20 protein-coding genes are annotated in these 25,419 nt (G+C 57.0%); 10 read left to right on the top strand and 10 right to left on the bottom strand.

The annotated features are described in order from the left end of the window. The first annotated feature begins 46 nt into the window (after positions 1 to 46). From leuA to leuD, 4 genes are read left to right on the top strand one after another with little or no spacing between them, the layout of a single operon-like run. On the top strand, positions 47 to 1,612 hold the full coding sequence (leuA, locus tag ACZYUB_RS16235; RefSeq protein WP_463949279.1) for a 2-isopropylmalate synthase: 1,566 nt from the start codon (positions 47 to 49) through the stop codon (positions 1,610 to 1,612). Next, entirely contained in the window at positions 1,612 to 2,709 is a 1,098-nt protein-coding gene (leuB, locus tag ACZYUB_RS16230; RefSeq protein WP_463949278.1) for a 3-isopropylmalate dehydrogenase, read from the top strand. The genes leuA and leuB overlap by 1 nt, the downstream gene beginning before the upstream one ends. A 3-nt stretch (positions 2,710 to 2,712) precedes the next feature. Continuing rightward, the gene (leuC, locus tag ACZYUB_RS16225) at positions 2,713 to 4,125 is read left to right on the top strand and encodes a 3-isopropylmalate dehydratase large subunit (RefSeq protein ID WP_463949277.1); all 1,413 of its coding nucleotides are present in this window, start codon (positions 2,713 to 2,715) and stop codon (positions 4,123 to 4,125) included. Between the two features lie 10 nt (positions 4,126 to 4,135). Continuing rightward, positions 4,136 to 4,735, top strand: coding sequence for a 3-isopropylmalate dehydratase small subunit (gene leuD / locus ACZYUB_RS16220; RefSeq protein ID WP_463949276.1), 600 nt, complete (start codon positions 4,136 to 4,138; stop codon positions 4,733 to 4,735). A gap of 54 nt (positions 4,736 to 4,789) precedes the next feature. On the opposite strand, the gene ACZYUB_RS16215 is transcribed toward leuD, so the two are convergent. The 9 genes from ACZYUB_RS16215 to ACZYUB_RS16175 form a co-directional block, all read right to left on the bottom strand. Continuing rightward, positions 4,790 to 6,058, bottom strand: coding sequence for a cytosine deaminase (locus tag ACZYUB_RS16215; RefSeq protein ID WP_463949275.1), 1,269 nt, complete (start codon positions 6,056 to 6,058; stop codon positions 4,790 to 4,792). 327 nt (positions 6,059 to 6,385) lie between these two features. Beyond that, entirely contained in the window at positions 6,386 to 6,922 is a 537-nt protein-coding gene (locus tag ACZYUB_RS16210; protein WP_463949274.1) for an Lcl C-terminal domain-containing protein, read from the bottom strand. 20 nt (positions 6,923 to 6,942) lie between these two features. Further along, on the bottom strand, positions 6,943 to 8,238 hold the full coding sequence (locus ACZYUB_RS16205; protein WP_463949273.1) for a glycoside hydrolase family 53 protein: 1,296 nt from the start codon (positions 8,236 to 8,238) through the stop codon (positions 6,943 to 6,945). A gap of 618 nt (positions 8,239 to 8,856) precedes the next feature. After that, complete coding sequence (locus tag ACZYUB_RS16200; protein WP_463949272.1) at positions 8,857 to 9,201, bottom strand: glucose PTS transporter subunit EIIB; 345 nt, start codon at positions 9,199 to 9,201, stop codon at positions 8,857 to 8,859. An 80-nt stretch (positions 9,202 to 9,281) separates the two neighbouring features. Continuing rightward, positions 9,282 to 11,342 carry a beta-galactosidase gene (locus ACZYUB_RS16195; RefSeq protein WP_463949271.1) on the bottom strand — a complete coding sequence of 687 codons (2,061 nt, stop codon included), beginning with the start codon at positions 11,340 to 11,342 and terminating at the stop codon, positions 9,282 to 9,284. 132 nt (positions 11,343 to 11,474) lie between these two features. Next, positions 11,475 to 12,689, bottom strand: a complete 1,215-nt coding sequence (locus ACZYUB_RS16190; RefSeq protein ID WP_463949270.1) for a glycoside hydrolase family 53 protein — start codon at positions 12,687 to 12,689, stop codon at positions 11,475 to 11,477. A gap of 19 nt (positions 12,690 to 12,708) precedes the next feature. Continuing rightward, positions 12,709 to 13,560, bottom strand: coding sequence for a sugar ABC transporter permease (locus tag ACZYUB_RS16185; protein WP_463949269.1), 852 nt, complete (start codon positions 13,558 to 13,560; stop codon positions 12,709 to 12,711). Between the two features lie 10 nt (positions 13,561 to 13,570). Then, positions 13,571 to 14,875, bottom strand: coding sequence for a carbohydrate ABC transporter permease (locus tag ACZYUB_RS16180; protein ID WP_463949268.1), 1,305 nt, complete (start codon positions 14,873 to 14,875; stop codon positions 13,571 to 13,573). An 86-nt stretch (positions 14,876 to 14,961) separates the two neighbouring features. After that, positions 14,962 to 16,197 (bottom strand): extracellular solute-binding protein, encoded by a 1,236-nt coding sequence (locus ACZYUB_RS16175; RefSeq protein ID WP_463949267.1) that lies wholly within the window; start codon positions 16,195 to 16,197, stop codon positions 14,962 to 14,964. Between the two features lie 625 nt (positions 16,198 to 16,822). Between ACZYUB_RS16175 and ACZYUB_RS16170 the strand changes: the two genes are divergently transcribed. The 4 genes from ACZYUB_RS16170 (at position 16,823) to ACZYUB_RS16155 (ending at position 22,216) form a co-directional block, all read left to right on the top strand. Further along, on the top strand, positions 16,823 to 17,905 hold the full coding sequence (locus ACZYUB_RS16170) for an ABC transporter ATP-binding protein (RefSeq protein ID WP_463949266.1): 1,083 nt from the start codon (positions 16,823 to 16,825) through the stop codon (positions 17,903 to 17,905). Between the two features lie 521 nt (positions 17,906 to 18,426). Continuing rightward, entirely contained in the window at positions 18,427 to 20,448 is a 2,022-nt protein-coding gene (locus ACZYUB_RS16165; RefSeq protein WP_463949265.1) for a methyl-accepting chemotaxis protein, read from the top strand. 136 nt (positions 20,449 to 20,584) lie between these two features. Then, positions 20,585 to 21,007 (top strand): early set domain-containing protein, encoded by a 423-nt coding sequence (locus ACZYUB_RS16160; RefSeq protein WP_463949264.1) that lies wholly within the window; start codon positions 20,585 to 20,587, stop codon positions 21,005 to 21,007. A 195-nt stretch (positions 21,008 to 21,202) separates the two neighbouring features. After that, positions 21,203 to 22,216, top strand: a complete 1,014-nt coding sequence (locus tag ACZYUB_RS16155; protein ID WP_463949263.1) for a glycoside hydrolase family 53 protein — start codon at positions 21,203 to 21,205, stop codon at positions 22,214 to 22,216. A 63-nt stretch (positions 22,217 to 22,279) separates the two neighbouring features. Here ACZYUB_RS16155 and ACZYUB_RS16150 read toward each other — a convergent pair whose 3' ends face one another. Beyond that, positions 22,280 to 23,056: a substrate-binding periplasmic protein gene (locus ACZYUB_RS16150; RefSeq protein ID WP_463949262.1), complete on the bottom strand. Its 777-nt coding sequence runs from the start codon at positions 23,054 to 23,056 to the stop codon at positions 22,280 to 22,282. 965 nt (positions 23,057 to 24,021) lie between these two features. Here ACZYUB_RS16150 and ACZYUB_RS16145 point away from each other — a divergent pair. Then, complete coding sequence (locus ACZYUB_RS16145; protein ID WP_463949261.1) at positions 24,022 to 24,498, top strand: hypothetical protein; 477 nt, start codon at positions 24,022 to 24,024, stop codon at positions 24,496 to 24,498. A gap of 111 nt (positions 24,499 to 24,609) precedes the next feature. Further along, complete coding sequence (locus ACZYUB_RS16140; protein WP_463949260.1) at positions 24,610 to 25,365, top strand: HNH endonuclease; 756 nt, start codon at positions 24,610 to 24,612, stop codon at positions 25,363 to 25,365. Positions 25,366 to 25,419 lie beyond the last annotated feature (54 nt).

The raw sequence follows: 25,419 nt of genomic DNA, 5'->3' as shown, positions 1-25,419 counted from the left end.
TTACGTATTCTGGCGCACGGACGAATAGACAAGAGAGGAAGTCATCATGTCAGATCGGGTCATCATATTTGATACCACCTTACGGGACGGTGAGCAGGCGCTTGCCGCCAGCCTGACGGTCAAAGAGAAGCTGCAAATCGCGCTGGCGCTGGAACGGCTGGGCGTTGACGTCATGGAAGTGGGCTTCCCGATCTCCTCCCCCGGTGACTTCGAGTCGGTGCAGACCATAGCCCGGAATATCAAAAATAGTCGGGTCTGTGCCCTCTCCCGGGCGTTGGAAAAAGACATCTTTGCCGCCGCTGAAGCGCTGAAAGTCGCCGACCAGTTCCGTATCCACACCTTCCTCGCCACCTCCACCATCCATGTCGAAAGCAAGCTGAAAAAGAGCTTCGAGGATGTGCTGGAAATGGGTATAAATGCAGTCAAATATGCAAGAAAATTCACGGATGACGTTGAATTCTCCTGCGAAGATGCCGGACGGACGCCGATTGACAATCTCTGCCGCATGGTCGAAGCCGCCATCAAGGCCGGTGCCACCACAGTCAACATTCCGGATACCGTGGGTTACACAGTTCCGAGTGAGTTCGGCGGCATCATCCAGACCCTGTTCAACCGGGTGCCAAATATCGACAAGGCCATCATCTCGGTCCACTGCCACGATGATCTGGGGCTGTCGGTTGCCAACTCCATTGCCGCGGTGCAGATGGGCGCCCGTCAGGTCGAGGGGACACTCAACGGTATCGGTGAACGGGCGGGTAACTGTTCGCTCGAAGAGATCGCCATGATACTGCGCACCCGGGGCGATCTGCTCGGTGTGCACACCAACATCAAGCATCAGGAAATTCACCGTACCAGCCAGTTGGTGAGCCGTCTGTGCAACATGCCGATCCAGCCGAACAAGGCGATCGTCGGTGCCAACGCCTTCTCTCACAGCTCCGGCATCCATCAGGATGGCGTACTCAAGGCCAAGAACACCTACGAGATCATCACCCCGGAAAGCATTGGTCTGAATCAGAACACCCTGAACATGACCTCCCGCTCCGGCCGCCATGTGATCAAACACCGTATGGAGCTGATGGGTTATGCCGAAGGCACCTACAACCTGGATGACCTCTACGAGAGTTTCCTCAAATTGGCCGACAAGAAGGGCCAGGTGTTCGATTACGATCTGGAAGCCTTGCTGTTCTTCAGTCAGATCCAGGAAGAACCCGAGCAGTTCAAGCTCGACTACCTGAGCGTGCTCTCCGGCGGCAGCGTCATGGCCACCGCCAGCGTGCGCATGAAGGTGGGCGGCGAGATGGTGTGTGAGGCGGCCACCGGCAATGGCCCGGTGGATGCGGTGTACCAGTGCATCAACCGCATCACTGGCTATGACATCCGCATCGACAAATATGAGTTGAAGAGTAAAGGCGAAGGTAAGGATGCCCTCGGTCAGGTGGATATTGTCGCCGAGTATGAAGGCCGCAAATTCCACGGCATGGGGCTGGCCACCGATATCGTCGAATCCTCCGCCCAGGCGCTGGTCCATGTGATGAACAACATTCATCGCGCCTGCCAGGTGGCCGAGAAGAAAGAGCAAATTTCGCAAAAATCCAAGTTGGAGACAATCTGATGACAGGAAGTTACAAGATCGCCGTACTGCCCGGTGATGGGATCGGCCCGGAAGTGATGGCCGAAGCACGCAAGGTATTGGCAGCTGTATCCACCGCGTTCGATATCGGCTTCGAGTTCAGCGAACATGACGTCGGCGGCATTGCCATCGACAACCACGGCTGTCCGTTGCCCCCGAGCACGCTGAAAGCCTGTGAAGCCGCCGATGCCGTACTGTTCGGCTCGGTCGGTGGCCCGAAGTGGGAACACCTGCCACCCAACGATCAGCCCGAACGCGGCGCTCTGCTGCCCCTGCGCGGCCACTTCAAACTGTTCTGTAACCTGCGTCCGGCCCAGATCCATCAAGGTCTGAACGCCCTCTCTCCGTTGCGTGCCGATATCTCCGATCGCGGTTTCGATATCGTCTGTGTCCGTGAGCTGACCGGCGGCATCTACTTCGGTCAACCCAAGGGGCGTGAAGGCGAAGGTGCCATGGAGAAGGCCTTCGACACCGAGGTGTATCACAGATACGAGATCGAACGCATCGCCAAGATCGCGTTTGAATCCGCGCGCGTGCGTCGCCAGAAGGTCACCTCCATCGACAAGGCCAACGTGCTGCAAAGCTCAATCCTCTGGCGTCAGGTGGTGACCGAGGTCGCCAAGGAGTATCCGGACGTGACGCTGCAACATATGTATATCGACAACGCCACCATGCAGCTGGTCAAGGATCCGTCCCAGTTCGATATCCTGCTCTGCTCCAATCTGTTTGGCGACATCCTCTCCGACGAGTGCGCCATGATCACCGGCTCCATGGGCATGCTGCCCTCCGCCAGCCTCAACGCCGACGGCTTTGGTCTGTATGAACCGGCCGGTGGCTCGGCGCCGGATATCGCAGGCAAGGGTATCGCCAATCCGGTGGCCCAGATCCTCTCCGCTGCCCTGATGCTGCGTTACAGCTTCAAACAAGAAGCCGCCGCCCAGGCCATCGAGCGCGCCGTCGCCGAGACTCTGGCCGCAGGCTACCTGACCGGTGATCTGCTGCAAGGCGCCGGCAAGCATCCGGTGCAAAGCACCAGCGACATGGGTAGCCAGATCGCTGCCCGCATCCGGGAGATTTAAGCCATGGCCAAGACACTTTATCAGAAGGTTTTTGAAGCTCACGTGGTGCATGAAACACCCGGCGAAACCCCGATCATCTACATCGATCGTCACCTGGCGCACGAAGTCACCAGCCCGCAGGCCTTTGATGGCTTGCGCGAAAAGGGACGCAAGGTGCGTCGCCCGGATCGCACCTGGGCGACCATGGATCACAACGTCTCCACCCAGAGCAGCGACATCGCCGCCTCCGGCGAGATGGCCCGCGTGCAGATGCAGACCCTGATCCAGAACTGCAACGACTTCGGTGTGCCACTGTATGGTCTCGGCCACCAGTGGCAGGGCGTGGTCCACGTCATGGGCCCGGAGATCGGCCTGACACTGCCCGGCACCACCATCGTCTGCGGCGACTCCCACACCGCCACCCATGGCGCCTTCGGCGCCCTGGCCTTCGGTATCGGCACCTCGGAAGTGGAACACGTGCTGGCGACCCAGACCCTGAAGCAATCCCGTGCCAAGACCCTGAAGATCGAGGTCAAGGGCAAGGTGGCACCCGGCATAAGCGCCAAGGACATCATACTGGCGATTATCGGCAAGACCGGCACCGCCGGTGGCACCGGTTATGTGGTGGAGTTCTGCGGTGAGGCCATCCAGGCGCTGACCATGGAAGAGCGGATGACCGTCTGCAACATGGCCATCGAAATGGGCGCCAAGGCAGGCATGATTGCGCCGGATCAAACCACCTTCGACTACCTGCAGGGCCGCCATTTCGCGCCCAAGGGTGCCGATTGGGATGCGGCTGTCGAATACTGGAAGACGCTCAAGAGTGACGACGGCGCCCAGTTTGATGCCGTGATTGAACTCGATGGCGCCAGCATAGCGCCGCAAGTGACCTGGGGCACCAACCCGGGTCAGGTGATCGGTATCGATCAACCGATCCCCGCCCCTGCTGATTTCAGTGATGCCGTCGAGCAGCACTCCTGCCAAAAAGCGCTGGAGTATATGGCCATCGAGGCGGGCCAGAAGCTCTCCGACGTCACCATCGACAAGGTGTTCATCGGCTCCTGCACCAATGGTCGCATCGAAGACATGCGCGCTGCCGCCGATATCGCCAAGGCCGCACTGGCCAAGGGGCAGAAGGTCGCCGCCGGAGTGCAAGCCCTGGTGGTGCCAGGCTCCCAGCAGGTGAAGAAACAGGCCGAAGAAGAAGGGCTGGACAAGATCCTTATCGAAGCCGGTTTTGAATGGCGTCTGCCGGGCTGCTCCATGTGCCTGGCGATGAACAATGATCGCCTGCAGCCAGGCGAGCGCTGTGCTGCCACCAGCAACCGCAACTTCGAGGGCCGTCAGGGCCGCGGCGGTCGTACCCATCTGGTGAGCCCGGCGATGGCGGCTGCGGCTGCAATTGCTGGTCACTTTGTCGATATCCGCGAGCTGTAAGGAGAGCGCCATGCAAGAGTTCAAACAACATACCGGGCTGGCCGCACCGCTGGATGCCGCCAACGTCGATACCGACCAGATCATCCCCAAGCAGTTCCTGCAGAAGGTCTCCAAGCTGGGTTTTGGCAAGCACCTGTTCCATGACTGGCGCTTCCTGGATGATGCCGGCGAACAACCGAACCCCGAGTTCGTGCTGAACGCCCCGCGTTATCAGGGTGCCAGTATCCTGCTGGCCCGCGAGAACTTCGGTAACGGCTCCAGCCGTGAGCACGCTCCCTGGGCGCTGGCAGATTACGGCCTGCGTGCCATTATCGCTCCGAGCTTTGCCGATATTTTTTACGGTAACTCGCTGAATAATGGCCTGTTGGTGGTGCGTCTGAAGGCCGAGGAGGTCGATGCCCTGTTCAAGCTGGTGGAAGCCAACGAGGGGCAGACCATTACCGTGGATCTGGAACACCAGCAAGTCCGCGCCGGAGAGCTGTGCTTTGACTTCGCCATCGACGAGTTCCGTCGTTACTGCATCATGAACGGCCTGGACAACATCGGCCTGACCCTGCAGCACAGCGATGCCATCGACGCCTTCGAGGCCAAGCAACCCGCCTGGTTGTAAACAGCCCGTCGCGCAACACGCTTCAAACTAAAACGGCCCGTGAGGGCCGTTTTTTTATGACTGCCGGAAATCCACGAATTCGGGATATCCCAGCTCGATTTGATGCTCGGCCGGGCGGCAGCGGGCGATGATCTGGCCATCGCGGATGGAGTAGCGCACCGGCACCTGACGGCGCAGGGCGTCGAAGCCCGACTCGGCGGGCAAGATGATGAGCGAGCCGCGCTTGCCCACCTCGATGCCGTAATCGGCCAGTTGCAAGGTGCGGGCACTGTGGCTGGAAATCAGCCGCAGGCTGTCATCTAGCTCCTCATAGCCCATCATCTGGCAGACATGCAGTCCCATATGCAACACCTGCAACATATTGGCGGTCCCCAGCGGATACCAGGGATCGAACACGTCATCGTGACCGAAACAGACATTGAGACCGGCGGCCAAGAGCTCCTTGACCCGGGTGACGCCGCGGCGTTTCGGATAGTCATCGAAGCGCCCCTGCAGGTGGATATTAACCAACGGATTGGCGACAAAGTTGATATCCGCCATCTTCAGCAGCCGGAACAGCCGTGAGGCATAAGCGCCATTGTAGGAGTGCATGGCGGTGGTATGGCTGGCGGTGACCCGCGCCCCCAGGCCATCGCGTTGGGCCAGCCAGGCCAGCGTCTCCAAAAACCGCGACTGCTCATCATCGATTTCATCACAGTGCACATCGATGTGCTTGTCATAGCGCTGGGCCAGGGCAAACGCCTTGTGCAACGACTCCACTCCCAGCTCGCGAGTGAATTCAAAGTGCGGTATGGCCCCGACGACGTCAGCCCCCAACCGTAGCGCCTCCTCCAGGAGCGCCTCGCCACCGGGATAGGAAAGGATCCCCTCCTGGGGAAAGGCCACCAGTTGCAGATCCAGCCAGGGAGCGATTTCGGCCTTCACCTCCAGCAGCGCGCGCAGTGCCAGCAAGGAGGGATCCGAGACATCGACATGGGTGCGCACCGCCTGGATGCCATTGGCAATCTGCCACTTGAGGGTTTGCCAGGCCCGTTGTTTCACATCCTCGTGGGTCAGCAGCGCCTTGCGCTCGGCCCAGCGCTCAATCCCCTCGAACAGAGTGCCGGAGTTATTCCACGCCGGTTGCCCTGCGGTCTGGGTGCTATCCAGATGAATATGGGGTTCGATAAAGGGCGCCAGCGCCAGTCCCCCTTCGCCGTCCAGACTTATACCTTGATAATCCAGCTCGCAACTCATGGGTTCGATGCGGGTAAAACGCCCCTGCTCGATCAGCAGTTGCCAATAGCCCTGGTGTCCGGCCAAACGTAGATTACGGATCAGCATGGGGTGTCCCTCGATGTCTTTTATTGTGACTACCAGATTACTCGTGTGGTGCCATCAGTTCACCGGGTACCACGCAAAACAGTGACTCCCAAGCCGTAATCGCCACCCCCAAAAGCTCAGTCCTAGTTCAGTGTCGCGCTGGCGTCTGCTCGAGCGCAGACACGCCGTAAATCCATCCTTGGAGGCTCGATGGCGGCGTCCCTGCCGCCAACGGTCTGCTTTTGGTCCAGACGCCATCCCCACTGACTTACAGCAGGTACCTGAGATAGAACACAAAAAAAGCGGCCCGCTGGCCGCTCTGGTGATACATCGGGTACCACAGTCGTCTTATTCGAGGCGGCGTACCAGCCACAGGTGCACACCGTACGTCCCCTGGTTACTCAGCGCTGGTTGTCCCGTCTCCAGGGAAAAGGTCCGTTTCACGTAACTTTTCCCCTGGGGTGACGAGCGCGACCAGAAATAACCATCCGGCCAGGAGGGCAGCACCGCTGCCGCGCCGTCCCCCTTGGCACAGGCCGCGCCGGAAGTCAGGGTCTGCAACTGCGCCAGAGTCGGAATGCCCCAATCGTCGTAACCGGCCAGCCCAGCGGCATTATTCTGCGCTAAGCGCTCCACCCCCTGCCGCCAGTTGAAACCCAATAGCGAACCCTGCTGACAGCGATCACCCTGCAGCCCCTCAGGACAGCGGCGCCACATCAGCAGGCTTTGCGTGTCGATGATGGTCTCTTCCCCGTCGGCGACAAAGCGCTCCCCAGCAGGCGGGCACTCAGCCGCCAACAGAGCGCCGGTCAGTGCGAGACAGAGCCCCGCACTGCACAGCGCCGAGACACCCGAACGTCGAAACTGTTTGCAACTTAAGTTCATGGGATACCAGGCCTTGACGCTTATGGGGCAGCCGCAAATTCGGCCAGTGCCGGCAGCGCATCACCGTTGAAATCAAACAGCGCCTGATTTTCCCAGGCATTGCCGACACCACAAGACGCAAGAGTCGGGCAGGATGAGGGAATGTAGAGCATACCCGCGTCAGTGGTCCAGGTCGCGTCGTTGACCGGTAACCAGTCAGGCTCCCAGTAGACAAATCCCAGCCCTTGGGCGTTGGGTACTGCGGCGATCCGGGTTTTCAGATCCTGCAGGAATTGTTGCTGTCCAGCCGGAGTCGCCGGATACCCGCCCTTAGTGGCATCACTCTCCAGACCAAAGTTGTTACCCAGTGAATCGCCATTTTCCAGGGTAAAGGCATAAGCGGTTTCCACCACCAGCACTGGCTTGCTGTAACGGCTAACCATGTCATCCATGTTGGTCTGCAGCTCGGTCAGGCTGCCATGCCAGTAGGGGTAATAGGAGATGCCGATAATATCGAACGCCACGTCGCGCTTGGTGATCTCATCAAACCACCAGCGGAAGGTGCTATTTTTCCCGCCATCGGCCAGATGGAGAATGGTTTTGGCCGGAGTCGTCACACCGCCTGCGGTTTCGGCACTCCGTAACCCCGCAACCCCGGCCTTGAGCAGACGCGCCAGCGTATCAAAGCCCCCCACAGTTTCATTGCCCTCCGCCCACGTTTTACCGGTCGGCCACAGCATGCCGGAGTTGATCTCGTTGCCAATCTGCACGTAATCCGGCGCGACACCGGCGGTGATCAGCTGTGCCACCACATCCTGGGTATAGCTTTGCACCTGAGCGACCAATTCATCGGTCGACAGGTTGGCCCATGCCTTGGGCTTATACTGCTTGCCCGGATCGGTCCAGAAATCGCTGTAATGCAGATCGAGCATAAAGGCCATATCCTGGGCCTTGGCACGTTTGGCCAGACGGATCACCCGCGCCAGATCCGAATCCCCGCCGCCGTACAGGTCGTTGCTGCTTGACTTGGGATCAACCCACAACCGCAAACGGACCAGGTTTACACCCTGGGCCTTGAGCAGAGGCAGCAGATCCTGAGAGCTACCATTCACCTGGAAAGTTCCACCAGCCGCCTCCACCGTTTCCAGCATGGAAATATCAACGCCCCGCACTGCAACCGAGGCACTGCCAGTATTACCGCCACCGGAGTTGTCACCGCCAGAAGAGCTTCCACTTCCACCGCCACCACCACAGCCGGCCAGGAGCAGGGCCAAACACAGACAAAATCCGGAGCGACCGGAGCGCAGCAAACGGGTAAATCGGGTTACCAATGTCATCTTTTCATCCTCAAGACTATCGACTTGCCCGGTCACAAGACCCGGGAGTATTCAGGCGCAAAAATAACAGGCTTAGGCAGAGAAAACAGTGATAACGATTACACTTGAAGGCCATTTTCTGACAAAACAGACGAGAAGCGTTTCAGTGCTATTTTGCGGCAGCCAGGCTGAATTCCGTGATATGACGCATCGAAAGGTGGTAAACACGCCAATATACGGCGAAAAAAATGGCAACCTGAAGATATGACGCTTCAGATTGCCAAACAGCGGGTAGTGCAAAGTAGTTCCGAGATGAACTATAACGGTTACACAAAATTTAAGAAACCGCTTTCATCTATTGCCTTCTGCAGCATTGATACTTTGTGATCTCATTCACAATTAGTTGGAATCATCGCCATTTATCGCCCATGAAAAGTGGAATTGCCGTCTTTCCCATGCCGAGCAGCCGAGCAGGGAGAACGTGGGTCGGAAATTGCGAACGCGCAGCGGAGGCATCAAGCGGCAAGAGGAGGATTATTTAATGAATTATTTCAATTGGTTAAATAGAAGCGTACTGAAATTTGCCATGACACTGCCGGTTAGGCAGGCATGGCAACACCGTATGGAATCGATAACACATCAGGGCTGTTGATCGGCCAAGCCAAACCAGGCTTCCAGCTCGCGGCGCAGATTGTCCGAGCGCTTGCCGAAAATAGCCTGTACTTCGTGCCCGACGATCACCACACCGATGGCTCCCAATTGCTGTAGCTTTTCGTGATTGACCAGCCCCAACACCTTGACCTCGACCCGCAACCGGGTGAGACAGGCATCAAAGCTGAAGATATTGTCCTTGCCACCGAATGCGTCGATCAGTCCCAAAATCGCGGCCTGATCCAGCCCTGCATCACTCCCCTGCCCGGCGTCCACCGACTTGTCTCCCAGCGCCAGAGCAAACAAGCGCTTGAAATCCTGAATTTTAACCATGCCAATCTCCTTGTGGTTTCCACATCGCTCCCCCGCCAGATCCGGCGGGAGAAAAAAGCCCGCCGAAGCGGGCTTGATGATCAGGCTAATTTGCGACTCAGTACCCGGCAGCCATAGGCGGCCAGCTCCAGTGAGCCTTGCTGCGTCTCGCCGGTGGTCATCTCCTGATAGGAGGCCGGTAACGACACCGTCTTGGGCAGACCCGTGTAGTTCTGCACAAATACGAACTCCTGCTCGCCATCGGTACGGCGCTGTGCGGTCACGCCCTGCGGCAACTCGGTGGCCAGTGCTTGTGGCAATTGCAGATCGCAGGCCAGCTTGCCGAAGAAGGCACGCTGGAACGCCAGATCGTTGCGCGATGCCACATAGTAGGCCTTACCGGCACCATGGCTGTTGACCGTCACCGCAGGCTCGCCGGCGTAGAAGTCGCTGCCATAGGTGGCCAGCGCTTGTGCCCCTTCGAGCTGGATGCGTTCGCACAGGTGGGTGACCTGATAAGGGCCCGCCAGCTCCAGCACATTACCGGCGATGCCACTGACACTGTTGGTCTCATGATCATACAGGCCATCGATCTCTTCGGCCCAGATCCCCAGGATCGGCCGCAAGGGGCCAGGGAAGCCGCCCAGATGGCACAGATCCGACTCGTTGACCACACCGCTCCAGTAAGTGGCGACAAAGTTGCCACCGGCCTGGACGAAGGCATCGACCCGCTCGGCAAAACCGTCACGCACCATATACAGCATGGGCGCGATCACCAGCTGGTATTGGCTGATATCGCAGTCGGCATTGATCACATCGACCGCGATCCCCTTCTCCCAAAAGGCGCGGTAGTGCTCGGCCACGGTCTTTTCATAGAACAGACCGGCGTTGCGCGGCCCCTGGGCATTGTCCATGGCCCAACGGCTCTCCCAATCGAAAATGATGGCGACCTTGGCCTCGACCCGGCTACCGACCACGGCATCCAGCTGGCTCAGGGCCAAGCCTAAGGCTTCGACTTCACGGCCGACCCGGGTATTGATATGGCCGACGTGATCGACCACGGCACCGTGGAACTTCTCCACCGAGCCACGGCTCTTGCGCCACTGGAAGTACTGCACCGAATCCGAGCCATGGGCTACGGCCTGCAGGGAGGAGAGAATATGCATGCCCGGCTTTTTCAGCTTGCTGATCGGCTGCCAGTTGGTCAGGCTCGGCGTCGACTCCATCAGGAAGAAGGGTTTGCCGCCCTTGAGGGTGCGCATCAGGTCGTGATACATGGCGGTATACGCGCCCAGGGTGCAGTCATCCTCGGCGTTGTGCCACAACGGATAGCTGTCCCAGGAGATGAAGTCGATGACCTTGGCCAGTTGCCAATAGTCATAGTCATAGAAATATTCCATGAAGTTGGTGGTGGTCGGCAGAGCCGCATTTTCCACCTTCAACGGCTTGATCTCTTCGGCACAGAAGTCACAGACCTGGGCGGTATTGAAGCGCTTCCAGTCCAGATTCAGACCGTGGATCGACATCTCGCCCTGGGGCGCCGGCGATTCGATCTGTTCCCAATCGGTGAAGGTGTGGCTCCAGAAGGTGCTCCACCAGGCCTTATTCAGCGCATCCAGCGAGCCATAACGCGCCTTGAGCCAGTCACGGAACTGGTGCTGACAGAGCTCGCAATGGCACTCACCACCATATTCATTGGAGATGTGCCAGGCGATGACGCCCGGGTGCTTGGCATAGCGCTTGGCCAGCGCGGTATTCATCTGCCGCACCTTTTCCCGGTACACGGGCGAAGTCAGGCAGTGATTGTGACGGCCACCATGCAGCGCCTTGACCCGCTCCTTGCTGACGCGCAGCACTTCCGGGAACTTCTTGGACAACCAGGCCGGACGGGCACCGCTCGGCGTGGCCAGGAACACATAGATGCCGTTGGCATACAGGGTATCAATCACCTGATCCAGCCAACCGAATTCGTAACGTCCCTCTTCGGGCTCCAGACCTGACCAACTGAAAATACCGACCGACATGACGTTGCAGCGGGTCTGCTTCATCATCTCGATGTCTTTGGCCAACACGTCCGGATTATCCAGCCACTGATCCGGGTTGTAATCGGCGCCATGCAGCAGCACGGGAGCCTTGTCGCTTAACGGGGGAAACTTGAACATGCCACTCCTCCAAGGGAAATAGAGACCACAGAGCTTGCTACCCACTCCGGACCTCGGCGGCTCGGGAGCAGGCGGCAAAGAAAAACGGCATCCGGCGCAGGGATCCCCCGAGCCTGGATGCCGTCTGGCTAATTAATTGAAGACCTTCATGGATGGCAGCACATGGCCTTCACAATCAAACAGTGACTGGTTCTCACGGGCGTTACCCTCTTTCCAGTCATCGTTGTTGTACTTCATGCCCGCCTTGGTGGCCCAGGTCGCGCCGTGAGTCGGCAACCAGGCCGGCTCCCAGTAGAAGATGCCCTTGCCACGGTTTTCCGGGACTTCAACGATGCTCTTCATCAGATCATGCAGGAAGTCCGCCTGACCTTGCACGGTCGCCGGGTAACCACCATCCGCCGCTTCTTTGGCGGTGAAGTTGTTTTCCGCGTTATCACAGTTGTCGGTGGTGTAACCGTAAGCGGCCTCGACCACGATGACATCCTTGTTGTAGCGCTTGCTGATGTCATCCATGTTGTACTTGAGGGCGCTGATCGGGCCGTTCCAGTAGGTGTAGAACGACAGCCCGATCACATCGAACTGGACATCACGCTTGGTGACTTCATCAAACCACCAGGTGAAGGTGTCGTTCTTGGTGCCTTCGGCCAGGTGCAACATGATCTTGACGTTGTCACCCTTATCCAGGTTTTCCTTCACGCCCTTGATACCAGCCTTGAGCAGCCCGGCCAGACGGTCAAACTCGCCGCCATTCTGGCCCCAGCTCTTGCCTTCCGGCCACAGCATGCCACCGTTGATTTCGTTGCCGATCTGTACCATATCCGGCAGCACACCGGCCTTCTTGAACTCGGCTACCGTGCTCTTGGTGTAATCGTGCAGCGCCTGGGTCATCTGCTCGATGGTCATGTTGGCCCACGCCTTCGGCTTGTTCTGGCGACCCGGATCGGTCCAGAAATCACTGTAATGGAAGTCGAGCAGGAACTTCATACCATTGGCCTTGGCGCGCTTGGCCAGGGCAATGGTGGTCGCCAGATCGTTGTTGCCACCACCGTAGCCATTACCGGCCGCATCCTTGGGATCATTCCAGATCCGCAAGCGAATGTAGTTGAAGCCATTCTCCTTGAGGATCAGCATGGCGTCTTTTTGCACGCCCTTCTCGTCATAGAACTTGCCACCATGCTTCTCGACTTCCGCCAGCATGGAGACATCGGCGCCCTTGATAAAGTCAGCCGGTACGCCAGCAACGGGCTTGACGATGACCTGTTCCGCCGCCTGGGCCGCCAGTGGCATAGCCAGGGTTCCAGTGGCGAGCAGTGCCGCCATCAACAAACTCTTTTTCAGTTTCATCATTCACATCCTGTCGGTTGAATTAGCCCTTGGTCCCGCCAGCGGTCAGGCCAGAGACAAAGTACTTTTGCAGTGAGAGGTAAAGGATTGCTACAGGCACGGCGATCAGCACGGCACCGGCAGCATAAGTGGTGTAGCTCGCCCCCATCTTCTGGGAGACCAGGTTGTACAGGCCGATGGGCAGCGTGAACTTGTCCGGGGTCCGCAAAATGGTACTGGCCAGGATGAAGTCACCCAGCGGCCCCGTGAAGGAGAACAGGGCCACCACAGCAATGATCGGCTTGGAGAGCGGCATGATGATCTCGATGAAGATGCGGAAGTTACCGGCACCATCCATCCGCGCTGACTCATCCAGATCTTTCGGAATGGCGTCCAGATAGCCCTTCATCAGGTAGGTGTTCATCGGGATCATGCCGCCGACATACACCAGCACCAGCGCCAGGTGGCTGTTGATGAGGCCCAGCATCTGCGCCAGCACGAAGATGGCGATGAGCGCAGAGAACTGCGGGATCATCTGCAGCAGCAGGAACAGCATCAGACCATTCTGCCGACCGCGGAAGCGGAAGCGGGAGAAGGCGTAGGCGGTGAAGCTGACGCTGATCAGGGTCAGGACCATGGTCAGGAAGCTGATCTTCATCGAGTTCCAGTACCAGGCGGCATAATCGATCTGGCCGTTGAACAACTCCTGGTAGTGCAGGAAGGAGAAGTTATCCGGGATGATCGAGGTATTGAGCAGGCTGCTCCCCGGATTCAGGGAGGCGCCAATGGTCCACACCAGCGGATAGATGATGATGACCGACACCATCGCCAGCAGCAGGTAGGAGATGCTCAGGCGGATGAAGTTACTCTTTTTCAGGCTGTGCTTGTTACTCATGATCCGCTCCTTAGGCCATGTCATCTTGCTTGAAGGAGTTGGTTGCGCGGAACTGCCACAGCGCGATACCGACCACAAAAATGGACAACAGGATGGTGATACTGGCCGCAATCGCATACTGGGATGACGACATGGTCAGCTTGTAGATCCAGGAGACCAGGATGTCGGTACCACCGGCGTTGGAGCCCATGACCGCAGGTCCACCATTGTTGAACAGGTAGATGATGTTGAAGTTGTTAAAGTTGAAGGTGTACTGGGTGATGAGGATCGGGGCAATCGAGTAGAGCACCAGCGGCAGCGTGATGGTGGTCAGCTTGTGCCAGGTGGTGGCGCCGTCAATGGTGGCCGCTTCGTACAGATCATCCGGGATGGCTTGCAACACGCCCGTGGTCATGGCGAATACAAACGGGAAGCCCAACCAGGTCTGCATCAGGATCAGCGCGGTCTTGGTCCAGAACGGATCCGTCATCCACTCCTTGGGTTCAATCCCCAGCGAAGCCAGGATGCCGTTGTTAATCACACCGAAGGTTTCGTTGAACATACCGGCGAACACCAGGATGGTGACGAAGCCCGGCACCGCCCACGGCAGGATGAGGATGGTGCGGATCAGCGGCTTGAAGCGCAGATCTTTCTGGTTGACCAGGATGGCCAGCAAGACACCGACCGAGCACTGCAAGGTGGTGGCGATCAGGGTCCAGATCACGGTCCATTGCAGCACGTCGAAGAAGGTGGAACGCCACAAATCCAGACGGAAGATGTTGAAGAAGTTCTTCAGACCCACCCAGTCCACCAGTTTGGCCGGTGGCGTGTGGTACAGGTCATAGTTGGTAAAGGCGATGGAGAAACCGAAAATGATCGGGAACACCACCACGAACACCAGCAGAATGAAGCCCGGTGTAATCATCAGATAGGGGAAGCCTTCGCTCAGCAGCAGTTGATACTGCTTGCGGACGCCGACCAGCTCGATGCCCTGGTCCCGCTTACTACCGCACAGGTAGGCATCGCGGATGCTCCAGTAGTAAACCCCGACGCCGAAGCTGGCAACGATCAGGCTGATGACGCCCTTGGCCAGCAGGAACACCGAATTATCCCGCGGCAATTCGGTTCCCAGGGTGAACAAACCCCAGAAGCCCATTTGCAGAAAGTCATGAAAGACACTGAAAAAACAAGCCAGAAGGGCGAAGAAAATCGCGCCTTTGACGACTTGTCGATTATAAATCTGGCCAAGACCAGGAATCAGCGATAACAACACCGCTATCTTGGCATGATTGGTTTTTGCACCGATCTGCGCAACACCGCTGGAATCGACAACCACAATTCACCTCCTATCCATAAAGAACATGGGTAACCTGAAACAGTGCACAAGCTACCCATGTTTGCAGAACGCGACGCTACAACGCTTTATTCGTTACTGGCGTGGTTAGCTTCGATCTGCATACTGATGTTTTTCACGGCAGCTTCGAGGGCTGCTTTGACGTCTTGCTTGCCAGTCACACCCAGTTGCAGGGCGCTGTTGGCTGGTGACCATACTTCACCCATTTCCGGTACGCTTGGCATCGGGATGGCATAGCCAGCCTGGATCGCCACGGCGCGGGACTTGTCGTCATCCTTGATGATAGGGTCATCGATCAGGGACTTGACGGGCGGGATTTCGCCGGTCAGCTGGAAGCGGACCTTGGCGTATTCAGGTTGGTTGATGAACTCGACAAACTTCTGCGCCATCTCCTTTTGCTTGGAGTAGGTGGAGATGCTGTAGCCCTTCACGCCCAGGAAGGAGCGCATATGCTCGCCATTCGGCAGCGTCGGCAGCGGAGCCACACCATAGTTCACACCGGCATCCTTGTACGGCTGGAAGGCCCAGGGACCCGTGATAACGGCAGCAGCCTTCTTCTCGGTAAACAGGGAGTCAATGGCATTGGCGCCGGTTTCACCGACGATACCCGCCGGGAACAGACCATCGGCGTAGAAGCTCTTCAGGAAGCTGACGGCATCGACAGAGCCCTGATTGGCCAGACCCAGATCCTTGACGTTCAGGGAGCCGTTGCCGTTTTGACCGAAGATGTAACCACCCATGCCGGCAACAACGCCGAAGGAGTAGTAAATTTCGTCAAACTTGGCCAGCAGACCATATTTACCGGCTTTGCGTTGTTCCTTGGAGAAGGCGATCAGATCGTCAAACTTCTCGGGAGCCTTCGGCAGCAGGTCCTTGTTGTAGACCAGAACTATGGTCTCGACAGCCTTCGGGATACCGTACAGCTTGCCTTGGTAAGTCTGGGCATCGACCGCCGGCTTGGTGAAGGAGGCCAGGTAAGCCGGGTCACTCTTGATCTCGGAGATCAGGCCTTGCACCACAGCAGTACCGACCTGGTCATGGGGCAGAACCAGCACGTCAGGACCGATACCGGCCGGGCCATCCAGGCGCAGCTTCTCGATCTGCTGGGCGTAAGGCATCTCTTGTACCTTCACCTTGACGTTGTATTTGGCTTCAAATGCTTTAATGGCATCGGCGATACCGTTGGACTTCTTGATATCTTCCCATACCAGCAACTCACCATCGGCCGCCATGGCGGCTTGATTCAATGCACCGGCAACACCCAGTGACATCATGACGACAGCGGTTAATGTCTTAATCTTCATCATTGCTCCTTGATCCCTGTTTCAGGCGAAAAACGACGCTCACGATTACAACCCCGATAGCAGCCCGGTTGTGTGTGCTGTTTTCACAAACACGTCACACCGTTTTCCCAAGCCACCACCGCATCACTTATTGTTCTAACTGTTTTAACGCTCTTGACTCCGGACCGGTCTCTGCGGCATCCAGTCCATCGCTGGTGTCTGAATTCGCATGGCTCCCGTCCACTAACTGATTGACCACAAAGCAGTTAGAATTATTGCTCTGCGGCAACTCTGGCGAGTGTTCAAGCTTTCTCTTGCCAGCTTCCCTGCAACAACTCCTGCAGATGCTCTCAATCGAAATTAGGGTAACGATTACACCAGATGTGATTACGGTAAGCGGAGCGCGTCTTATCTGCCAGCGGCATATGCAAAGGCTGTGATCTCATGCACAAAAGCAGCAGTAGTTTGTGCAAGCGATTACACAACATTGTTATATTGATCTCACCGCAGCAGCGAATGGTGGCGATTCCTAGCATCTCGGGTCAGTTCCTAAAATGCCGCAATCGAACTTCCGATGGACGCCAAGTGTCAGAGCATCGACACGCAACATTCAGTGAATAGTATTATTATCAAGGAGTTAAGTTAGATGGCGAGTATCAGACTGAATAATGTCATCAAGCGTTTTGGCAAAAATGTCACGCTTCATAATGTGAATCTGGATGTTGAAGATGGTGAGTTCACCGTGTTCGTCGGTCCGTCCGGTTGCGGCAAATCCACCCTGCTGCGCATGATCGCCGGTCTGGAAGAGATCTCCGATGGTGAAATTTCCATCGGTGATACCGTCGTCAATGACGTGGCTCCGGCACACCGTGGTGTCGCCATGGTGTTCCAGTCCTATGCTCTCTATCCGCACATGACGGTGGCCGAGAATATGGGCTATGGCCTCAAGGTCAACGGCGTGCCGAAGGAGGAGATCCAGCACCAGGTCGGCATGGTCGCCAAGACTCTGCAACTCTCCCACCTGCTGGATCGCAAGCCGAAGCAACTCTCCGGTGGCCAACGCCAGCGGGTCGCCATCGGTCGCGCCATAGTGCGCAACCCGAAGGTGTTCCTGTTCGATGAACCCCTCTCCAACCTGGATGCCGAGCTGCGGGTCGAGATGCGTCTGCATATCGCCAAGCTGCACCAGGAGCTGAAGACCACCATGATCTACGTCACCCACGATCAGGTCGAAGCCATGACCCTGGCCGACAAGATTGTGGTGATGAACTACGGCAAGGTGGAGCAGGTCGGCTCGCCGATGGAGCTCTACTACAAGCCGGTCAACCAGTTCGTGGCCGGATTCATCGGTTCACCGAAGATGAACTTCCTGCCCGCCAAAGTGGTGCGCTGGTCGCCCAAAGAGATCGAAGTCCGGGTCGCCGATCAGCTGCAGCTCAAGCTGCCGATCGAAACCAGCCATCTGGAAGAAGGCAGCAGCATCACCCTGGGCCTGCGTCCGGAGCACGTGCTGCCCGAAGGCTTCGGCATTCATCTGGCCTTCACCTGTGAAGTGGTTGAACGTCTGGGCAACAGCACCTACCTGTTTGGTCAGTGCTGTGGCATCGACAACTTCAAACTGCTGCTGGCCGGCGACAACGCCTACAAGCCATACCAGCAAGTGGATGTCTTCTTTACCCCGGAACACTGCCTGGTGTTCAACGCCGAAGGGATCCGGGTCAGCAAGTAAGCCGTTTTTTTGTAAGCCCGTAACTGTCTCATGCAGAGATGTTAACCCCCACGTTTGCCCCCGAATTTCGGGGGCTTTTTTTGTGGGCACACAGCAGCTAACCCCATGCAAACACAGCCTCCCCCACCGGGCACCTGCCCGCCGCAGCGTATCGGGCCCTCGAGCCCGGCAGGCATCTATTCCCGAGCCCGCCCCCGCGGATAGCAAATATGCGAACAACCGCACTCTTGGGCCGCCCCCACTCCGGCCATGAAATGAGAGCAGGATCGCAACCCGCGGATCCCGATCCCGCACGGGGCCAAAAACCTATGTAACGCAGGTCAGTCGTGGTGTAAATTTTACACCAACTCATAGCCAACATGATGTTGGGCATAGGTTCCAACTGCCATGCACGATAGTTGAACCCTTGTTAAAAACACAAATAATCCAATAAACACAATAAGATAAATAATTAAAAGCTGGATCCAGTGTTTATTGGTTGAACTAACAACGCAGTGTAATCGATCTCAATGGTGGCCCACATGAAAAGCATTTCAATCATTCAACGCATCGTCTTTGGCTTCGGTTTCATCATGCTACTGATGATACTGGCGGTGGTGATGGCCCTGCATTCCGGGCAACAACTCGCCTCCCAGGTGGATATTCTGGCCAGTCAGGTGGCACCGACCCTGGTACAAAGCCGCTCGGTCACCCGGGATCTGTTTTTGCAAGACAAGGAGCTGCACAGCCTGCTGGCCCAGCAGGAGAGCAGCAGCGTCAAGAATGGCAAGCAGAAGCTCCAGCAGTGGCAGCGCGCCTTTGAACAGGATTTGCAGACCCTGGAGCAAAAATCCCGGCAGGATGATCGCATCCTGAAGAAGATCGCCAGCCTCAAGGAGCAGCAAGGCATCTACTGGCAGATGGCCTCGCAACTGGTCGACAGCTATGCCGTCAATCTGGAAAACCAGCAAAAGATTGCCGGCCATAACACGCTAGGCACCACCAACAAGCGTCTGCTGGCCGATATGGCGATGATGGTGGCGCCACTCGGTACCCACTATACCGTCGGTCTGAGCCATAACCTGGCCAACAACCTGGAATTGCTGGTCGATGCCACCCTCGAGGCCCTCAAACAGAACGATCCCTTGCTGGTGGGCAAGCGACTGGAAGCCAACCGCCAACTGGTCACCAAGTTACAGGCGCAACGCACCGAGCTGGCTGCCGAGCTGCTCAAGCAGGAGAGCGCCTTTGGCGGCAGCATCGAATTTGAAGCCAGCCTGGGCAAGGCGCTGGATCAACTGCTGACCGATACCGCTGGCGACAAGGGACTACTGGCCCAACATCTGCAGCTGACCGAAGAGAGCAGCCAGTTGCGCAATCAGAGTCAACAAGCCACCCGCATCATCGATGCCGCACTGGCGGATCTGGCGGAGATCGACAGCGCCATCGACACCCAACTGCAGACCCGGGTCGAGAGTTCCCAGCAGGTGCTGACCCAGCTCAAGTCCGTGCTCTATATCGGTCTGCTGATCTCCTTGTTGCTGGCGGCCCTGGTGCTGTGGCGTGTGATTGCCTCCATCCGGACGCCGATGCAACAGACCCTGCGCGTGCTCAATGCCCTGAGTCATGGCGATATGACCCAGCGCATCGGCTATACCCGTGCTGACGAGTTCGGCCAGCTGGCCATCGGCATCAATGGTCTGGCCGAGGAGATGCGCGCCATGCTGCTGCAGGTGGTGCAAAGCGCCAATGAACTGGGCGCCGTGGCCGATCGCAACCTCTCGACCCTGGAAGTGACCCATCAGCAACTGGAGCAGCAACGCACCGAGACCGCCGGGGTCGCCGCCGCCATGGTGGAGATGGAACACACGGTCGGTGATGTCGCCAGTGCCGCCCACCACTCGCTGCAATCGGTGATGGAAGTGACCCGCCAAGCCGATGAGGGGCGCACCATGAGCGAGAGCACCATTGGCCGCATCAACCTGCTCGCCACCCAGTTGGCAGGCTCGCAACAGGTGATCGAAGAGGTGCACGGTCTGAGCGTCAACATCGGCGGCATCCTGGATGTCATCAGCCAGATCGCCGAGCAGACCAACCTGCTGGCGCTGAATGCCGCCATCGAGGCCGCCCGGGCCGGGGATCAGGGCCGTGGCTTCGCCGTGGTCGCCGATGAGGTGCGCAATCTGGCCCGTCGTACCGCCGCCTCCACCTCAGAGATCCAGTCGATGATCAGCGCCTTGCAATCCAGCGTGCGTCAGGCGGTCGAGGCCATTCGCAGCAGCGGCGAGGTGATGAGCACCTGCACCCTGGATAGTGAACAGACCAAGCAGCGCATCAACTCCATCTCCGACGCCCTGCAGCAGATTGCCGATCTCAGCAGCCAGATCGCCGCCGCCGCCGAGCAGCAGCAATGCACCAGCGCCGAGATCTCGCGCAACATGAACAATATCAACGACATTGCCGAAACCAACCGTACCGCACTGGCGCAAGTCGGCAGCACCAGCGGCCAGTTGCAGCAACTATCCCAGGAGCAGCAGACCCTGGTGCAGAAATTCAGCCTCTAATCCATCGGCCATGGCGGTTCGCCGCCATAGCCGAACGGCTCGCCGAGTCGCTGCCCACGCGGCGACTCGGCGAGCCGGGCCACCAGGCCTGGCGTTTCACCTGACATTGTGTGCATCCAAGTAACGAGGAAACGATATGTTCAAGACCATGATGCTGGCCGCAGGCCTTGTATGCTGCTCCATGCCTCTGCTGGCGGCTGACGCCGACAGTGCCGAAACCCGCGCCATCTTCCTGCGTGGCGAAATGAACAACTGGGAAGCGCCGAAGGCCCAGCAACTGCAGCAAGCCGAAGCCGGTGTGCTGAGCGTCAAGGCCGCGCTGCAAGCCAGCCACGGCGCCTACAAATTCAAGTTCGCCGATGAAAAGTGGAAGGGTGATACCACCTACGGCGTGTTCGATCCGACCAGCAAGGTCGAGCTGGATACCCCGGTCGTCATCAAATCCGGCTACCAGTGGGGCGATATCAAGTTCACGCCGCCAGCCGATGGCACTTACGAGTTCGTGCTGGATCGCCGCGATGCCAGCAAGGTGTTGGTGATCGTCAAGAAAGCGGGCTAAGCCCGGCCAGCGGTTGGAATGACGCCAGAGCCTGCAGGCTCTGGCGCTCACCAGGACCCGCCACGCCCTACCTGGGCAGTTCACTGCCACTGACTGCATAAGCCAACGGGATGGTTTATGCAGTCAGGCTAACCAAACAGCCTGACCAGACGACCCGCAGAGGTCAACACAACAAGCAAAACATGAGGTTGCAACATGAAATTCAAATTCAAAACGCTTAGTTGTCTGGTACTGGCACTGAGTGGACTCTATCACGCCCAAAGCCAGGCTCTGGTCAAGGGCGCCGATGTCAGCTGGCTGACCCAGATGGAGAAAGCTGGTAAATCGTTCTACAACGACAGCGGCAGCAAGCAGGATCTGTTCCCCATCCTCAAGGCCCATGGCATGAATGCCATCCGCCTGCGGGTCTGGGTCAATCCGTCCGACGGCTGGAGCAACATCACCGACGTGGTGGCCAAGGCCAAGCGCGCCAAGGCGGCCGGGTTCGATATCATGATCGACTTCCACTACAGCGACTCCTGGGCCGATCCGGGTAAACAGAACAAACCGGCCGCCTGGAGCAGCTACACCTTCGACCAACTGATGTCCAACGTCTATTGGCACACCTATAACTCGCTGACCACCCTGAAAAATGCCGGCATCACACCAAAATGGGTCCAGGTCGGCAACGAGACCAACAACGGCATGCTGTGGCCGGAAGGCAAGGCCTCGGTGAACATGAAGAACTTCGCCTGGCTCATCAACAGTGGCTATGACGCCGTCAAGGCCGTCAACAGCTCCAGCAAGGTGATCGTCCATCTGGCCAACTGTGAAGATAACGCCCTCTATCGCTGGATGTTCGATGGCCTCAAGGCCAACGGCGCCAAGTGGGATGTGGTCGGCGCGTCCATCTACCCGACCCAGACCGGCAACGGCGACTGGTTTGCCATGGACAACAAGTGCTATGACAACCTGGCCGACATGGTCAGCCGCTACAGCAAGGAAGTGATGATCGTCGAAGTCGGCATGCCTTGGGATGATCCGAAAAACAGCTACGACACCATCGCCGATCTGCTCAAGAAGATGACCGCCATCCCCAACGGCAAGGGCCTCGGCGTCTTCTACTGGGAGCCGGAAAGCTACAATGGCTGGCAAAACTACAGCCTGGGGCTGATGGATAACAACGGCAAGCCCACCTATGCGCTGGATGCCTTCTTGCTGAACTACTAACCGAGTCAGCGAGTCCCCAACAACAAGGCGGCCATGGCCGCCTTGTTGTTTTGCCCCGCCCGTTCAGGGCCAGCCGCGCGTCAAGCGCTCCAGCTCCCCCCGCGCCTTGAGCCGATCCAGCGCCTGTTGCCACTGGGCGATCTCGGTATCGGGAAAATCCAGTGACGCGGCGATATAGAGATCCGACTCCACCACCTTGACCGGAGTCTGCTGCAAGGCATCCGCTGGCAATCCCAGCTCCAGGAGTAGGTGACGCACTCCGAGCGGCGAATCGCTGATCGCCAGATCCGCCCGCCCGCGCAGCAGCTTGCCATACACCTGTTTGCTGCTGTAAGCCGTGGCATCCAGATTGGTAAAGCCGAGTGCAATCAGGGTATTGAACACCAGCCCGGCCTGGCGGCTGGCGATCACCGGCACTTCCTTGGCATCTTGCAGCGTGCGGATCTGCAGCGGACTACCACCGCGCTGATAGAAGTAGATGGCATCGCGACCGATGGGGCCGATCCACTTGTAGCGGGTCTCACGCTGCGGGGTGCGAAACATGGAGAACATCATGGTGCGGGAGCGGGATTCGAGGATCAGCTTGGCCCGCTGGCTGGGATAGACCTGGATCGGATCGTGGCGCCCCAACTCCCGCTGCAGCGCCTGCACTATCGTCACCGAGACCCCGGTCAAGCGCCCCCGTTCGACATAGTTGTAGGGCGGCCACTCCTCGGTGATGAGGGTGATGGCCGCCTCGCGGGCCAGGGGCAGCGCCATGCCAAGGCTCGGCACACCTGCCAGCCCTAGTGCGAGCCAGGCTCCTAGCCATACGCCGAACCATCCCCCATGACGCTTCATCTCACCTCCTGGCCCGCGCCACCCGGCATCGATAGTCGCCGAATCAAGGACGCTGTCGAGTGCTGAGTATAGGTCAGCGTCCTGTTCTGAACGACGCTCAGATCTCGGATTTCGATCCGGCTTGCTTCGGTGGCGCCGGAGGGGGTCTGGGCCTTGGCCGGCCCTGGCCTGTCCTGGCACCGGCCGGTCCGCGTGTGGCTCGGCCATCTACGCCAGCCGTCGCCCTGAGCTTGTCGAAGGGTTGTCAAACTCGGTTTTGTTGATTGATTTGCTTGATCTGGTTCCGGTTTGATCCGGTTCCGGTTTGGCCGGTTCCGCCCTGGTCGGCAATCGCGATTTGCCAACCCGCTGTTGGCGGGGGCGGCAAGGGGGCAAAAGGCCCTGCCCCCTTGACCCCTGGCCGTTGGCGTATGCCGACTGTCGGGAAAGCCCCGGACTCTGGGGTTCTCTCCACCGGCCGGGAGCCACACGCCATCCCTGGCGTGACGCTCCCTTTTGCGGTCATCCTGACCGCGCACCGGCTCCATTCACCCCACCGCCCGGCCCGCCAGACGGCGCGTGCTTTTGTGGGTAAGCCACAAGCCAGAGCCCAATTCGCCTCGCCTCTAGAACTGGATTTTAATCACCACCAGTCACTTTGATTCGAACCTGGTTGATTTGTCGCAAAAATCGCCAGGATAATTTTGAATACTCTGCTACCAGCGTCAGATGAAACAGAGCAGTGGTAGGGCTTGGGGTAGCCGTCGAACCCGTGCGGTAGCCATGAGCATCGCCAATATGGCCTGACCGTTTAGCTGGGATAGATAGACAGGCAGCCGCCTATCCTGAAAGTTGGTATTAAATAGAACACCAAGTATTTGATTGGATAAATAATCCAATCAACCATGTAAAATAAATACGGAAGGTTCCTCCGCGAGAAAGATGAATATCTCCGCCAATAAACTATTAGGCTTACAGAGAAATTTATGTCTAGCATCGACACATTGACTGATGAAATGGATTTGTATTATCGAACACTTGAGGACCGACCGGATATTGGATGGTTTCTTCAAGGACATATTGTGGTCGAGTACATGCTGAGAAAAAGACTGGTTGATATAACTGGTTCAAATTCAAAAAAGTTGGAAAAAAGTGGTTTTTATAAGGTGCTTCTTGAAGCCGAAAAATATGGTGTAGTAAACAAAGATCAGAAAGTTGTTCTAGATAAAATCAACAGCATACGCAATAGGTATGCGCATGAACTTGACTACCGGCCCCAGTTGTCTGAGTGGTTAGATATATGGCGAAGTGCCAAATCAGCTTTTTGTGACATGACTGATGGCATTGAACAAGGCTTAGCGGAGCTAGAGTCAGTAGAAAAATTAGACGATGCAGACAGGTTTCATCTTAATGAATTATTTGTACAAATTTGCCATGACCTTCTGCCAATTGAAGCCGAATAAACCACTCCAATTCGTTCCGGCCACAAAAGTTGTAGTCGGAACCGGACTCGCTAACGCTCGCCGTTTAGCGGGACGTTAAAAGAATCAAGATGATCTAGATAAAGGATAATTATGATTTGGCTAATTTCTGCAAACTCGAATATTTATGACCATAGCAGGTCGTTCGCGGACTCTAAATATATTGATTGGAAACAAGGTAAAACCCAGTATCAAGTGGGCGACCTGGTATATATCTATGTAACAAGACCTGAAAAGAAAATTCGATACAAATGTGTGGTTGAAAAAACCAACTTAAATAGCAGCCAGATTAGAAACGACAAGGAATACTGGGTCAATCAAAGTGACTATGAAAAATCATTGTCAGGGAGTTTTTTTCAACTTAAATTATTGGCCAGATCCAACACTGACGAGCTTGGCTTAGATAAGCTAAAATTACATGGGTTAAGTAACGCACCTCAAGGGCCAAAAAAACTATCAGGATACCTTTTAAACTACATTGAACATAACTTTGGCATATATCTTGATGAATTAATCATAGACGAGGCAGCGCAAGTCGAGAAGTCGCTTGCGATTAGTGAATCCGAGCGTAGAAGGCGTATTTCTAAAACCCCCAGAAAGCCGAATAAAATAGCAGTCGTAACTTATGTATATGAACGTAGTTCAGATATCGTCGCTGAAGCGCTAATAAGGGCTAATGGTGTTTGCGAAAGTTGCTCTTCACTTGCACCATTTCGGAGAAAAAAAGACAATACGCCTTATTTAGAAGTTCATCACAAGCAAAGGCTTGCTGATGGTGGTGAAGATACGTTAGAGAATGTTATAGCACTTTGCCCGAACTGCCATCGAGAGAAACATTACGGATTCTAATGGGTGTTATAACCCTATGAGGATAAAATTGCGGAATTTGCATGATCAGGGCCT

Source organism: Pseudaeromonas sp. HNCC25DJ182 (assembly GCF_055413365.1).
Note: the sequence above shows the minus strand (reverse complement) of the source record. Positions and strands in the feature narration are given on the sequence as shown.